This window comes from Pseudomonas reactans (genome assembly GCF_013385825.1).
Lineage (GTDB): Bacteria > Pseudomonadota > Gammaproteobacteria > Pseudomonadales > Pseudomonadaceae > Aquipseudomonas > Aquipseudomonas reactans.
Genome location: NZ_JACAPG010000010.1, coordinates 127404 through 141584, shown reverse-complemented (window position 1 = coordinate 141584; position 14181 = coordinate 127404). Strand labels below are relative to the sequence as shown.

Here is a 14181-nt window from a genome sequence, read left to right as displayed (position 1 = left end):
TCTGCCCCCTTTGCCTACCAGGACCGTCCTGAGGCCAATAACAACAAGGGGTTATTTCATGAATACACAGAACATCCGCCTGGGCTTGATCGGTGCCGGTCGCATGGGCAGCTTCCACGGCCTGACCGCCGCGCGGCATATCCCCGGTGCCAGCCTGGCAGCGATTGCCGACCCGACGCCAGGCCAGGCCGCCCGCCTCGCCGCTGAACTGGGCGTGAGCAAGGTCTACACCGACCCGCAGCAGTTGCTCGACGACCCGGACATCGACGGCGTGCTGATCGCCGCCCCCGCCCGCAGCCACGCAGAGCTGGTGATCAGCGCCGCCCGCGCCGGCAAGGGCATCTTCTGCGAAAAACCCATGGCCATCACCCTCGATGAAGCCGACCGCGCCATCGCTGCCGCGGCCGATGCGCGAGTGCCGCTGCAAGTCGGGTTCAACCGGCGCTTCGCCAAGAGCTTTCGCACCGCGCACCTCGACGTCGCCGCCGGCCGCATCGGCACCCCGCAGCTGCTGCGCTCGCTGACCCGCGACCCGGCACTGAACAACCCGGCCAAGTCGCCGCAATGGGTGATCTTCCTGGAAACCCTGATCCACGACTTCGACACCCTGCGCTACCTCAACCCTGGCGCCGAGGCGGTGCAGGTCTACGTGATGGCCGACGCTTTGATCGCCCCGGAATACAAAAGCAAAGGCTTCCTCGACACTGCCGTGGTCGCGATCCGCTTCGACAACGGCGCCATTGCCACTGCCGAGGCCAACTTCCAGGCCGTGTACGGCTACGACGTGCGCGGCGAAGTGTTCGGCAGCGCCGGCATGCTGAGCATGGGCAGCCTCAACGATTGCGACCTGGTGCGCTACCTGGCCCAGGGCATCCAGGCCGACACCCAGCGCCTGGACACCGACCTGTTGCGCGACGCCTACATCGCCGAACTCAATCACTTCGTCGACTGCCTGCGCAGCGGCGCCAACCCCCTGGCCAGCGGCGAAGACGCGCGCGCGGCATTGGCGATTGCCCGCGCCTGCATCGAGTCATTCGAAACCGGCAAGGCGGTGGCCGTATGAGCCCCTTCAAGCTGGCCGTCAGCGCGGAGATGGTGTTTCTCGACCTGCCCTTCATCGAACGCGTACAGCGCATTCATGCGCTGGGCTTCAGTGCCGAAATCTGGAACTGGACAGACAAGGACATCGCCGCCCTGGTCGCTACCGGCGCCGACTTCACCTCCATGACCGGCTACATCAGCGGTACCCTCACCGACCCCGGCGGTATCCGCCAACTGCTCGACAGCGCCCGCGAATCCTTAGGGGTCGCCGAACGACTGAATTGCCCCAGCCTCAACCTGCACGGCACCGGCCTGGGTGACGGCGGCCTGCCCGTACAACCGGTGAGCCAGACCACCGGACGCATGTGGCTGAGCGCCTGCAAGACCCTGGAAAAAATCGCCCGCTTGGGGGAAGACGCAGGCCGTGTGTTCCTGCTGGAAAACCTCAACACGGCAGTTGACCACCCTGGCACCCCCTTCGCCCGCGCCGACGATACCCTGGCGCTGATCGAGGCCGTAGGCAGCCCGTACCTGAAGATGAATTTGGATCTGTACCACGCGCAGATCGGCGAAGGAAATTTGATCGAACTGATCCAGCGCGCCGGCAGCGCCATCGGTGAAATCCAAGTGGCCGATGTACCAGGTCGCAAGGAGCCTGGCACCGGTGAAATCCACTACCCGGCCATTGCCAGGGCCTTGCACGCCATGGGCTACAGCGGCGTGGTCGGCCTGGAAGGCTGGGCCAGCGGCGACAGCGAGTTGGCTTTGGCGCGTTTCCGCCAGGCGTTCACCCTATAACAATAAAAGGATCACCCTTATGAATCGCTATTCGTTGTTTGCTGCCACCTTGTTGCTGCTGTTCAGCCAATGGACCTTCGCTGCCTATCGCATCGGTGTGAGCATTGCCCGGGTCGACGACAACTTCATGACCTACGTGCGCACCGGCCTGGAAGCGGCCGCCCAGCAGCAGGATGTGCAGATCCAGTTCGAAGACGCCCAGGGCGACGTGGTGCGCCAGCTTAATCAGGTCGAGGGCTTCCTCATCCAGAAGGTCGACGCAGTGATCGTGCTGCCGGTGGACACCGCCGCCACCGCCAACATGACCCGTGCCGCCGTGGCGGCCAAGACACCGCTGGTGTACGTCAACCGCCACCCGGACGAACGCACCCTGCCCAAGGGCGTAGTCACCGTGGCCTCCAACGACATCGAGGCCGGGCAGTTGCAGATGCGCTACCTGGCGGAAAAACTCGGCGGCAAGGGCAATGTAGCGATCATCATGGGCGACCTTGCACAGAACGCCACCCATGACCGTACCGAGGGCGCGAAACAGGTGCTCAAGGACTTTCCCGGTATCAAGGTGGTCGAGCAGCAAAGCGCCGAATGGCAACGCAGCAAGGGCATGGACCTGACCAGCAACTGGCTGCTGGCGGGCACGCAGTTCGATGCCATCGTGGCCAATAACGATGAAATGGCGATTGGCGCGGCCATGGCCTTGCAGCAGGCGGGGAAAGCCAAGGGTGATGTGGCGATCGTGGGTATCGATGGCTTGCCCGATGGGCTGGCAGCGATCAAGCGGGGGTTGCTGACGGCGTCGGTATTCCAGGACCCGAAAGCCCAGGCGACCCAGGCAGTGCAGGCAGCGGTGCGGATGATCAAGGGCGAGTCGATTGCGCCGGAGGTGTGGGTGCCGTTTGAATTGATCAAGCCGGAGCAGGTGGCGGTGTTTGAGCAGCGCTACAAATAACTTCCGCCACCCACGCAAACTGTAGGAGCCGGCTTGCCGGCGATAGCGTTTATGAGGACGCCATCGCCGGCAAGCCGGCTCCTACAGGTGTTAATCCAGGTCGCTGGCGTCATGCCGCTCGGCCAACTGCTCATGGGGCTCACCGGACACCCGATTCACCCGCCGGCCGCGCTGCACCGCCGGCCGCGCTTCGATCGCGTCTGCCCAGCGCAACACGTGCGTGTACTCATGCACCGACAGGAACTGCGCCGCGCCATACAAACGGCCTTTGACCAACCCGCCATACCACGGCCAGATGGCAATATCGGCGATGGTGTATTCATCACCCGCAATGTATTCGCTCACCGCCAGGCGCTGGTCGAGTACGTCTAGCTGACGTTTGGTTTCCATGGCGAACCGGTTGATCGCGTACTCCATCTTGCTCGGCGCATAGGCATAAAAATGCCCGAAACCACCGCCCAGATACGGCGCGCTGCCCATCTGCCAGAACAACCAAGACAGGCATTCGGCACGGGCCGCAGGCTCGGTGGGGAAGAACGCGCCGAACTTCTCCGCCAGGTATTGCAGGATCGCCCCCGACTCGAATACGCGAATCGGCGTGGCGCCGCTGCGATCCAACAGCGCCGGGATCTTGGAGTTCGGATTCACCCCCACAAAGCCGCTGCCGAACTGGTCGCCGTCGCCGATTTTGATCAGCCAGGCGTCGTATTCCGCAGCGCTGTGACCCAGCGCCAGCAGCTCCTCCAGCAGGATCGTGACCTTCTGGCCATTAGGCGTGGCCAGGGAATACAGCTGCAGCGGGTGCTTGCCTACCGGCAGTTCCTTGTCATGGGTCGCACCGGCAATCGGGCGATTGATGCTGGCGAAGGTGCCGCCACTTTCGGTGTCCCAGGTCCACACTTTCGGGGGTACGTAATCGGTCATGCTGACTGCTCCAGAGGCGTTTGCGATCCCAGACTAAACCAAAGGTTGATGGCTCGTCACACAGTGAATGCCACCGCCCCCCGCTGCAATCGCATCGATATTGAGCGCTACCACCTTGCGGTCCGGATAAAGCCGGGCCAGCAGGTCCAGCGCCTTGCGGTCCGCCACCGGGTCGCCAAATTCGGGGGCGATCACCGCACCGTTTATCACGAAGTAATTGATATAGCCCGCCGCGAAATCCGGATTGCCTTTGCTGAATTTGCTTTTACGCGGGTTGAGCGGCGGCGACACCGTGTGCACCTGCAATGGCCGGCCGTCGGCATCAGTGGCCTTTTTGAGAATCTCCAGGTGCGCCAGGGTGACCTTGTGATCATAGGATTCAGGGTCGGTATCGAGGTTGGCCAGCACCACGCCAGGCGCGACGAAACGCGCGTAGAAATCGACATGGGCGTCGGTGATGTCCTTGCCCTTGATGCCCGGCAGCCAGATGATCTTGCGCAGGCCCAGGCGTTCCTTGAGTTCGGCCTCGACCTCGGCCTTGCTCCAGTCCGGGTTGCGATTGCGGTTGATCCAGCTGCTTTCGGTCATGATGCCGGTGCCCAGGCCGTCAACCTCAATCCCGCCGCCCTCGCCCACAAGTTCGCTGCGGATAGGCCGGGCGCCGGTTTCCTCGGCGATCTGGGCCGCCAGCAGCGCATCATCCTCGTGCTGCTGTTTGTTGCCCCAGCCATTGAAGTTGAAGTCCACCGCGCCCAAGCCGCCGCTGCCGTCGATGACGAAATTGGCGCCGGTGTCACGCATCCAGATGTCATCCAGCGCGGTTTCCACGAAGGTGATGTTGCGGGTGCCACAGTGTTTTTCAGCAAGATGGCGTTCGTCTTCACGGCAGAACACGGTGACCGGCTCGTGATCAGCAATCGCCCTGGCGATACGACCCAAAGCGGCCTGCACGTCGGCGGTAAAGTCTTCCCAGATGACGTCCTGGGCGCCAAAGGCGATGAAGGCCTGGTGGTGTTTTTCGCCTTCGTCGGGCATGTAGAAGCGACCGCTCGCGGCGGCGCGCAGGTGGGGAGCAATCAGGGTCATGGCGCAGACCACACTGGCTTGTTTGATGAAGGTGCGACGGGTTGGCATAGGGTTCTCTTGCCTAAGGTTCGGATTGAATGGAGTTCTTTGTGGCGAGCTGGCTTCTGTGGCGAGGGGGCTTGTCCCCCGTTGGAGTGCGTAGCGCTCCCGCTTTTTTTGGGGCCGCTGCGCAGCCCAACGCGGGGCAAGCCCGCTCGCCACAGAAGCCCCCTAGCCACAAAAACTCGCTCACCCGATTACAAAGCTGTCTTGAATTTAGTCCATACACGCATCCGTGCGCGCATATCGGCCTGGGAGATGTCCTTGCCGGCAATCAACCGTTCGAAGGTGGCCGCGTCCGGGTAGATGTCCGGGTTATCGCGCATGCTCGCCTCCACGTCCGGCCGCGCCTTGGCATTCGCGGTGGGGTAGCCGGTGAGGTTGGTGATAGCCGCCATGTTTTGCGGGCGCATCACGAAGTTGATGAAGGCGTAGGCGTATTCCGGGTGTTGGGCGTCGACCGGGATGGCCATGGTGTCCATCCACACGGTGGTGCCTTCGCGGGGGATGTGATAGCCGAAGGTCACCGCTTTGCCGGCGGCATCGGCGGCGCGCTGGGCCTGGGTCATGTCGCCGCTGTAGCCGAGGGACAGGCACAGGTTGCCATTGACCAGGTCGGTCACTGGTTGCGACTGGAACTTGCGGATGTACGGCCGCACCTTGAGCAGCAGCTCACTGGCCGCCGCCAAGTCTTCACGCTTGGCGCTGCGCGGGTCGCGGCCCAGGTAGTTGAGCACCACGGCGAGGACTTCGTCCGGCGAGTCGATCAGCGAGATGCCGCAGTCGGCGAATCTGGCCGCGTTCTCCGACTTGAACAACAGGTCGAGGCTGTTGACCGGCGCATTCGGCATGCGTTGCTGGATCTGCTGGGTGTTATAGGTCAGGCCGATGGTGCCCCAGGTGTAGGGCACCGTGGCTTTGTTCGAGTTGACGTAGTGGGTGCGCAGTTTCTGCAGGCCCGGCTCGATGTCGCTCATGGCGTCGAGCTTGGCGGGGTCCAGTGCTTGCAGACTGCCAGCGCGCATCAAGCGCTCGGCCACGGTATCGCCGGGGAAGATCAGGTCGTAGCCGCTGCCGCCGGCCATCAACTTGGCTTCCAGGGTTTCGCTGCCATCCATCACGTCGTAGATCACCCGGATACCGGTCTCGGCGGTGAATTTGGACAGGGTGTCGGCGGCGAAATAATCGGCCCAGTTGTAGAGCTTGAGGGTTTTGTCCTCAGCCGAGGCGCAGACACTCGTCATGATCAACGCACAACTCAATAGCCGCTTCATGATGGCCGCCCGTCCAGGGTCAGCAGGCCGCTGTACATCTCTGGGCGACGGTCGCGATAGATGCCCCAGGTCAGGCGGTCTTCGCGCATGGCGGGCAGGTCGAGACGGTGCAGCAGCACGCCGGTGGAATCGCGATCCGCTTCGGCCAGCAGCTTGCCCTTGTGGTCACAGATGAACGATGAGCCGTAGAAGTCCATTTGCAGGCTCGAGTCGGTGGTCGCCACTTCACGTCCGACGCGATTGGCCGCCACCACCGGCAACAGGTTCGCCGCCGCGTGACCGCGCATGGTCATCTGCCAATGGTCCCGTGAGTCGAGCGTGGCGCAGCCGGGTTCCGAGCCGATGGCGGTGGGAAACAGCAGCACTTCGGCGCCTTGCAACGCCAGGCAGCGCGCAGTCTCCGGGAACCACTGGTCCCAGCAGATGCCCACGCCCAGGCGCCCAAAGGCCGTCTCCCACACCCGAAAACCGGTGTCGCCGGGGCTGAAGTATTCCTTCTCCTGGTAGCCGATGGCATTCGGGATATGGGTCTTGCGGTACACGCCCAGCAAGCGCCCGTCGGTATCCGCCACACTGAGGGAATTGAAGAAGGCATTGCCGGCCTTTTCGAACCAACTCAGCGGCAATACCACGCCCAACTCCTTGGCCAGTGCGGCGAAGCGTTTGAGCACGTGGCTGTGGTGGTATTCCTCGGCCAATGCCAGATGCTTATGGTGCTGCTCGATGCAGAAATACGGCGTGGCAAACAGCTCCTGCAACAGGATGACCTGCGCGCCCTGCGCCGCCGCATCTCGCACCAACTGCTCGGCGCGGTCGAGGTTGCCCGGCAGGTCCCAGGTGCAGGGCATCTGGGTAGTGGCAATCGTCAGCATACTCATGGCTTCACCCACGCAGGCTGTTGCTGGGTGATGCAGTGCACGCCGCCGCCGCCATGGGCCAGGTGGTTGATCTGCACCGGTACGATCTCGCGACCAGGGAATGCCTGGGCCAGGACTTCGGCCGCGACCTGATCGGCCGCAATGCCGTAGGCCGGCATGATGATTGCGCCGTTGGCAATGTAGAAGTTGGTGTAGGAGGCACAGAACACTTCGGCTTCGGTGTCGACCGCATCGGTGGCTTCATACAACTCGATCAGCTCGAAACGGCGGCCTTGGGCATCGGTGGCGAGCTCCAGGGCGCGGCGGTTTTCCCGTACGACTTCGGCGTAAACAGAACGTTGATCGTGAGTCGCATCCACCAGCAACACGCCAGGGCGGGCAAATGCGCAGACGCCATCAACATGGCCGTCGGTCATGTCGCCCGTGACGTAATCCGGATCGCCGGGCAACCAAATGGTCTTCTTGATGCCCAGCAGGCGCGTGAAGATGGCTTCCATCTCGGCCTTGCTCACGCCGGGGTTGCGGTTGGGGTTGAGCAGCACCGACTCGGTGGTGATCAGCGTGCCCTCGCCGTCCACATGGATCGCGCCGCCTTCATTGCTCAGGGGCGTGCCGAAGCATTCCAGCCCCAGGTGATTGAGCACGCGACGTGCCAGGCTTTCGTCCAGGTCATGGGCCGACTTGCCGCCCCAGGCATTGAAACGCCAGCTCACCCCAGCCGTGCCCAGTTGTGGGTGGCAGACAAAGGTCGGGCCGGAATCGCGGCACCAGCTGTCGTTGACGGCCTGTTCGATCAGCTCGATGCCGGGCCCACACAAGGCCTTGGCGCCCGCCACGGCGGAAGGATCGACCAGCATCTTCACCGGTTCGAAGCGGGCAATCGCATTGGCCACCCGCGCAAAGTCCTGCTGCACCTGCGCCAAGGTCACCCCCCAGGTGGTTTCCCACAGGGCCCGGTTGTGCGGCCAGACCATCCACGTCGCCGCATGCCGGGCCCACTCCGCAGGCATCCACCAACCGTTGCTTTGCATTGCATTCTGCTGCATGACAAGTACCCTTCAGTTAAGTCATTGTGTTCAGTGAAAACTGCCCACGGAGTCTTGGCATACATGCTATGGCGGCTCGCAAAGCCGGACAAACGATGGATTTTGTAGAAAACTGATTAGAGGAACTTATCAGCATGCTCAATCACTGGCCGCCCCTCGGCACCCTGCGCGGCTTTGAAGCCGCCGCGCGACTGGGCAGTTTCCACAAGGCTGCCGAAGAACTGCACCTGACCCAATCGGCGATCAGCCAGCAGATCCGCAGCCTGGAGGCGTACCTGGAACAGCCGCTGTTTTTCCGCAGCGGACGCAGCGTGAGCCTGACCGACGCCGGCCATGATTTCCTCAGCACCACCCAGGCGCTGCTGCAGCAGCTGGCGGTGGGCGTGCGCCGCCTGGGGCAATACCGCAAGCCCAATCAGTTGGTGCTCAACACCACACCGACCTTTGCCCGGCACTGGCTGTTGCCACGGCTCGCAGATTTTCGCCGGCAACACCCGGAGGTTGACTTGTGGATATTCAGCACCGACGAAGTGCCCGATATGGCCAGCCAAACCATCGACCTGGCGGTGCGCGACGACATCAGCTCCCAGGCCGAATGCAGCTTCAAGGTGCTGCACGCCGACCGGCTGTTTCCCGCCTGCCACCCCCGGCTGTTAGCGCAGCCCAAGGCGCAGCGCACGACACTGCACGGCGAACGGGAAATGGACTGGAGCCATTGGGCGGTGGAAGCCGGAGTCGATGTGGGGCAGCAAGACCAGGGCCTGAATTTTTCCGACCCTGGCCTGTTGCTCGACGCGGTGTGTACGGGTTTGGGGATTGGTTTGGTCAGCCAGTTGCTGAGCCGTCAGGCGCAAAAAGATGGGTTGCTCACGCCGCTGGTCGACGCGACGATTCGCGGGCCGAGCTGGGCGCTGCTGACCCATCGCGACAGCGAGCACGACCCGCTGGCGCGCAGTTTCACGGCGTGGTTGCTGACCCATCTGGAGGCCTAGCTCAAAGGTGCAGCGCCACCCCCACGCCACCCTCAGTGCGTGGCACCTGCACTCGCAGCGCAATCAACAAGGCGGCCAGCAACATCAGCATACCCGCGCCCAGAAACACGCCGTCGATGCCACTGAGACTGAACATTGCGCCTCCACCGGCCGCGCCCGCTGCAATGGCTGATTGCACCGAAGCCACGACCATGCCACCGGCACTTTCAGCCTGGTCCGGCACGGCGCGGGCCACCCAGTTCGACCACGCCACGGGTACCCCGCCAAAGGCCATGCCCCACAGCGCCAGCAGCAATGCCTGGCCTGGCAGCGAGGGCGGCAGCAACACCAGAGCCAGCGCCGCGACGCCCACCAATACCGGCATCAGCACCAAGGTGCCGCGCGGATAACGCACCAGCATCCAACCGGCCAACAGCGTGCCAGTAAAGTTGGCTGCACCGAACCCCAGCAGCATCAACGCCAGCCCTTCTGTTCCCACCCCCGTGGTGCTTTCCAGGAAAGGCCGGATGTAAGTGAACAGCGCGAAGTGCCCGGTGTGGACCAGCACACAGCCAAACATGCCGATGGCGATGCCCGGACGCAGCAGCACATCCAGTACCGTGCGCAAGCGTGCGGTGCCCGAGGGGGCCAGGCGCGGCAGCGTGAACAGCTGGAACGCCAGCGTCACTGCACCGACGGCGGCGGCGGCAACAAACGCACTGCGCCAGCCATACAGACCACCGAGGTAGCTGCCCAGCGGCACGGCGACCACCGTGCCCACCGCAATACCGCTGAAGATGATCGACAGCGCGCGGGGCAGCAGCGCCGCCGGCACCAGGCGCATCGCCACGGCGGCCGCCATGCTCCAGAAGCCCCCCAGGGCGACGCCCAGCAGGATGCGCATCAGCAGCAATACCGCCAGGCTTGAAGATAACGCCACCAACAGGTTTGACGCAATCATCAGCAGGGAGAAACCCAGTAGCACCACGCGTCGGTCGATCCCACGCGTGAGGCCGGGCACCAGCAGCCCGGCAAACAACGCCACCACTGCCGTCACCGTCACGGCCTGGCCGGCCAGCGCCTCGGACACTCCCAAGTCCAGCGCCATTGGCGTCAACAAGCTGGCCGGCAGGTATTCCGCCGTCAACAAGCCGAATACCCCCATGGCCAGGGAAAACACCGCCATCCAGGCGGGCGCATCGGGCGCCACTTGGGCAGGGTGAGCGGTTTGGACTACACAATCATTCATCACACGACATCCTCGGGAAATTAGCGCGACGGCCAGTCTAGGTTCGCCCACCCGGATGATCTATGATTCAGACCCTTGAGTTTTTGACCAAAACCCCGAAGATGACAACAGTGGCCCCGTTCAATCAGTCCTCCGACCTTATCGACGAGCTGCTGCGCGGCATGCGCCTGAGCGGGGTGCAGTACCGACGCATCCAGGCCGGACCGAGCTTCGGCATGGGCTTTGAGGCCAAACCCGGACACGCCTACTTCCACTTCCTGGCCGCAGGGACGGCCACCCTGCGCACCGACGACGGCGGCCTGTTTGAGTTGTCGGCGGGCAATGCGGTGTTCATCTCCCACGGCGGCGCCCATGCGCTGTCCTCCGATGCGGACAGGCCTGTGCAGGACATTGACGGCTTTGGCGCGACCGCGTTAGGCGATACCGTCTGCGCCGTGGATGCGTCCCCCGATACGCCCCCCTGCACCTTGCTGTTCAGCGCCTGCATGGCGTTCGAACTCGGCAGTCTCCAGGGGCTTGGCAGCCTGATGCCGGCGTTGATGCTGATCGATGCCCAGGGCCAGCGTTACCCCGGCCTGATGCCGATCCTGGCGGTGATGGAGCGTGAAGTGTCCGCTGCTCGCATCGGCTACTCCGGCATCCTCGCGCGCCTGGCTGATGTGGTCGCCGCCATGATCGTGCGGGGTTGGGTGGAATGTGCCTGCGGTAATGCATCAGGATTGGTGGCGGCGCTGCGCGACACGCGATTGGCCGGTGCCCTGCTCGTCCTGCACCAGCAACCTGGCCGCGAATGGAGCGTGGCCGAATTGGCTGCGCACTGTCACACCTCCCGCTCGGTGTTCGCCGAGCGCTTCCAGGCCACCCTGGGCATCCCACCCCTGCGCTACGTGACGGAGTTGCGCATGCGCCTGGCCAGCCAATGGCTGACCCTGGAGCGTTTGCCTATCGAGGAAGTGGCGCTGCGCCTGGGCTATACCTCTCAGGCAGCGTTCAGCCGTGCGTTCAAGCGCATTACCGGCCAACCACCGGGGGCCAGCCGTCAGCGCCGGAGCGCTGGCCCGGCATGAGTTCACGGATGCCGCTGCGGCGTTTGAACAGAAGCTCCGACGCTATCAGCAACTACGGCGGGCCATTGCGCAGGTCGATCCTGAGCCCGTACTCTCTTGAGCCCATCACGTGGTAAGCAATGGAGGCTTCATGAAACTGATCGGCATGCTGGACTCGCCTTACGTAAGACGCGTGGCGATTTCCCTGGACCTGTACGGGGTGGATTTTGTGCATGAACCGCTGTCGGTATTCCGCAGCTTCGACGCGTTCGCCCAGATCAACCCGGTGGTGAAGGCTCCGACCCTGGTGCTGGACGATGGCACCGTGCTGATGGACTCCAGCCTGATCCTGGACTACCTGGAAACCCTGGCCCCGGCGGACAAAAAGCTGCTCGCACAGCAACCCGCCGCACGCGCCCGGGACCTGCACATCCTTGGCCTGGCCTTGGCAGCCTGCGAAAAAAGCGTGCAAATTGTCTACGAGCACAACCTGCGCCCGGCTGAAAAGCAGCATGCGCCGTGGCTTGACCGGGTCAGCGGGCAGTTGCTCGCAGCTTATTCGCTGCTAGAAAAACAACTGCCTGACAGTGAGGTGCTGACCCAGGCGTCGATTACAGCGGCGGTGGCCTGGTCGTTCAGCCAATTCACCGTGGCGTCGGTGGTCAAGGCGGATGCGTTTCCCAACCTGAGACGCCACGCCGAGCGGCTGGAACAGCATCCTGCCTTCAAGAAATACCCGATCGAGTAAGCGGACCTACACCCAGCCGCCATCCACAATAAAGTTCTGCGCCGTGCACATCGCAGATGCGTCAGAGGCGAGAAACAACGCCATATTCGCGATGTGTTCCGGCAGCACACTGCCCGGCAGGCACTGGCTGCGGCTGATCAATTCCTTGGCCGCATCGTCGACCCACATCGCCAGTTGTTTTTCCGTCATGACCCAACCCGGCACCAGCGTATTCACGCGGATCTGGCTCGGCCCCAGCTCCCGGGCCAGGGCGCGGGTCATGCCGTGGGCGGCGGCCTTGCTGGCGGCGTACACCGGGTAGCCGGCGGAGGCCATCATCCAGCCAACCGAACCGAGGTTGATGATCGCCCCGCCGCCCGCGCTTTTCATCATCGGCACCACCGCCTTGGCGGCGAAGAAGGCGTGCTTGAGGTTGACGGAGATGAGCCGGTCGAACATTTCCGAATCGACCTCTTCCAAGGTGTGGCGCACGTCATTGGCGGCGTTGTTCACCAGCACAGTGATCGGCCCCAGCGAGTGTTCGAAGCGCGTGATGGCAGCCTTGTAGGCGATTTCATCGGTGATATCGCAATTCACGAATTCCACGGTGTGCCCCCGCGAACTCAGCAGCGCCGCCAGGCGTTCGCCCTGGCTTTGCGCACGGTCGACAAAGCCGACTTTGGCGCCTTGCGCGGCGAAGGCACGCACCATGAATTCGCCAATGCCTGACGCGCCTCCAGAAATCAGGACCGTCTTGCCTTCGAGGTCGGGGTAAACGGCGTGCTGCATAGTCATAAAAGCTTGCCTCGCTTAATTAGTCTTATTTTATTTTGCAAAAATGGCGTTAACGGCTATAAATTCGCTGTTCAATCGACAAAATATCGCACATTAGTAGAACTATTCCACTCAAAACAACAAAAGGAAGTTCGACCATGAAGCACCCTCGATACCTGCTGTCCGGTCTCGCCATGTCCATGTTGATCGCCAGTGGCGGCGCCCAGGCCGCCGGGCTCACCAGCGAACACAAACCCTTCGGTAAAACCAACGACGGCACCGCCGTCGAGCAGTACATCCTGCGCAACAGCCACGGCATGCAAGCCACGGTGATCACCTACGGCGGCGTGTTGCAGTCGCTCAAAGTGCCGGACAAACACGGCAAGGTCGAGGACGTGGTGCTCGGCTTCGACGATGTGCAGGGTTATCAAAGCGGCACCGCATTCTTCGGCGCGACCATCGGGCGCTTCGGCAATCGCCTGGCCGGCGGCGCCTTTGAGCTCGACGGCAAACGCTACCAGGTACCGCTCAACGACGGTCCCAACTCGCTGCACGGCGGCGCCCAGGGCTTTGACAAACACGTGTGGAAAGCCACTTCCGTCAAGGCCAAGGACTCGGTGGGCGTGACCCTCACTTACCTGTCCAAGGACGGTGAAATGGGCTTCCCCGGCAACCTGAAAACCGAGGTCACCTACCGCCTGAACGACAACAATGAATTGCACATCGACTACAAGGCCACCACCGACAAACCCACGGTGCTCAACCTCACCAATCACAGCTACTTCAACCTGGCCGGCGCGGGCAATGGCGACATCCTCAAGCAGGTTGCCACGTTGCACGCCAGCCATTACACACCGGTGAATGCCACCTTGATCCCTACCGGCGAACTGGCACCCGTCAAGGGCACGCCGATGGATTTCCTGAAACCGACACCCATCGGCCAGCACATCAAGGACGATCACCCGCAGCTCAAGTTTGCCGAGCCGAAACAGGGTGGGTTTGACTTCAACTGGGCGCTGGATACCAAAGGTGATGTGAAGCAGCTTGCGGCCGAGGTGCATGATCCTGAGTCGGGGCGGCGCTTGCAGTTGTTTACCACGGAGCCTGGGGTGCAGTTTTATACCAGCAACTTCCTGGATGGGACGGTGAAGGGCAAGGCTGGCAAGACCTATCAGCACTGGAGCGGGTTTACGCTGGAGACCCAGCATTTTCCGGATGCGCCTAATCAGCCGACGTTCGCGTCTACCCGCCTGAATCCAGGGCAGACCTACACCCAGAACACCGTCTTCAAATTCTCCACCGATTAAACTGTAGGAGCGAGCTCGCTCGCGAAGAACTCAAAAGCACCGCGTTAATCCAGAATGCACGCGTTATCGTTGAAG

14 protein-coding genes are annotated in these 14181 nt (G+C 62.8%); 7 read left to right on the top strand and 7 right to left on the bottom strand.

The window, feature by feature from the left end; genetic code table 11:
- The first annotated feature begins 58 nt into the window (after positions 1–58).
- The 3 genes from HX868_RS11285 to HX868_RS11275 are packed head-to-tail and all read left to right on the top strand — an operon-like array spanning position 59 to position 2785.
- Positions 59–1063 (top strand): Gfo/Idh/MocA family oxidoreductase, encoded by a 1005-nt coding sequence (locus HX868_RS11285; protein ID WP_177002909.1) that lies wholly within the window; start codon positions 59–61, stop codon positions 1061–1063.
- Positions 1060–1839: a TIM barrel protein gene (locus tag HX868_RS11280; protein ID WP_177002908.1), complete on the top strand. Its 780-nt coding sequence runs from the start codon at positions 1060–1062 to the stop codon at positions 1837–1839. Before HX868_RS11285 ends, HX868_RS11280 begins: the two co-directional genes overlap by 4 nt.
- Positions 1840–1858: 19 nt before the next feature.
- Positions 1859–2785 (top strand): sugar ABC transporter substrate-binding protein, encoded by a 927-nt coding sequence (locus HX868_RS11275; RefSeq protein WP_177002907.1) that lies wholly within the window; start codon positions 1859–1861, stop codon positions 2783–2785.
- A 90-nt stretch (positions 2786–2875) separates the two neighbouring features.
- Here the strand turns inward: HX868_RS11275 and yghU are convergent, their stop codons facing one another.
- The 5 genes from yghU to HX868_RS11250 form a co-directional block, all read right to left on the bottom strand.
- Positions 2876–3709, bottom strand: a complete 834-nt coding sequence (gene yghU, locus HX868_RS11270; protein ID WP_177002906.1) for a glutathione-dependent disulfide-bond oxidoreductase — start codon at positions 3707–3709, stop codon at positions 2876–2878.
- Positions 3710–3742: 33 nt separating this feature from the next.
- Entirely contained in the window at positions 3743–4843 is a 1101-nt protein-coding gene (locus tag HX868_RS11265) for an agmatine deiminase family protein (RefSeq protein WP_177002905.1), read from the bottom strand.
- Between the two features lie 188 nt (positions 4844–5031).
- Positions 5032–6108: an extracellular solute-binding protein gene (locus HX868_RS11260; protein ID WP_177002904.1), complete on the bottom strand. Its 1077-nt coding sequence runs from the start codon at positions 6106–6108 to the stop codon at positions 5032–5034.
- Positions 6105–6986: an N-carbamoylputrescine amidase gene (aguB, locus tag HX868_RS11255; protein WP_177002903.1), complete on the bottom strand. Its 882-nt coding sequence runs from the start codon at positions 6984–6986 to the stop codon at positions 6105–6107. Before aguB ends, HX868_RS11260 begins: the two co-directional genes overlap by 4 nt.
- Entirely contained in the window at positions 6983–8032 is a 1050-nt protein-coding gene (locus tag HX868_RS11250) for an agmatine deiminase family protein (RefSeq protein ID WP_177002902.1), read from the bottom strand. The genes aguB and HX868_RS11250 overlap by 4 nt, the downstream gene beginning before the upstream one ends.
- Before the next feature lie 134 nt (positions 8033–8166).
- On the opposite strand from HX868_RS11250, the gene HX868_RS11245 reads away from it, so the two are divergent.
- The gene (locus HX868_RS11245; RefSeq protein ID WP_177002901.1) at positions 8167–9024 is read left to right on the top strand and encodes a LysR substrate-binding domain-containing protein; all 858 of its coding nucleotides are present in this window, start codon (positions 8167–8169) and stop codon (positions 9022–9024) included.
- Position 9025: 1 nt separating this feature from the next.
- Here the strand turns inward: HX868_RS11245 and HX868_RS11240 are convergent, their stop codons facing one another.
- Positions 9026–10252 carry an MFS transporter gene (locus HX868_RS11240; RefSeq protein ID WP_177002900.1) on the bottom strand — a complete coding sequence of 409 codons (1227 nt, stop codon included), beginning with the start codon at positions 10250–10252 and terminating at the stop codon, positions 9026–9028.
- Positions 10253–10314: 62 nt separating this feature from the next.
- Here HX868_RS11240 and HX868_RS11235 point away from each other — a divergent pair, with 62 nt between their 5' ends.
- Both HX868_RS11235 and HX868_RS11230 read left to right on the top strand, forming a co-directional pair.
- Positions 10315–11319, top strand: coding sequence for a cupin domain-containing protein (locus HX868_RS11235; protein ID WP_425504221.1), 1005 nt, complete (start codon positions 10315–10317; stop codon positions 11317–11319).
- Positions 11320–11449: 130 nt separating this feature from the next.
- On the top strand, positions 11450–12046 hold the full coding sequence (locus HX868_RS11230; RefSeq protein WP_177002899.1) for a glutathione S-transferase: 597 nt from the start codon (positions 11450–11452) through the stop codon (positions 12044–12046).
- Positions 12047–12052: 6 nt separating this feature from the next.
- On the opposite strand, the gene HX868_RS11225 is transcribed toward HX868_RS11230, so the two are convergent.
- Positions 12053–12820 carry an SDR family NAD(P)-dependent oxidoreductase gene (locus tag HX868_RS11225; protein ID WP_177002898.1) on the bottom strand — a complete coding sequence of 256 codons (768 nt, stop codon included), beginning with the start codon at positions 12818–12820 and terminating at the stop codon, positions 12053–12055.
- A gap of 137 nt (positions 12821–12957) precedes the next feature.
- Between HX868_RS11225 and HX868_RS11220 the strand changes: the two genes are divergently transcribed.
- Entirely contained in the window at positions 12958–14106 is a 1149-nt protein-coding gene (locus HX868_RS11220) for an aldose epimerase family protein (protein WP_177002897.1), read from the top strand.
- The last annotated feature ends 75 nt before the right edge of the window (positions 14107–14181 follow it).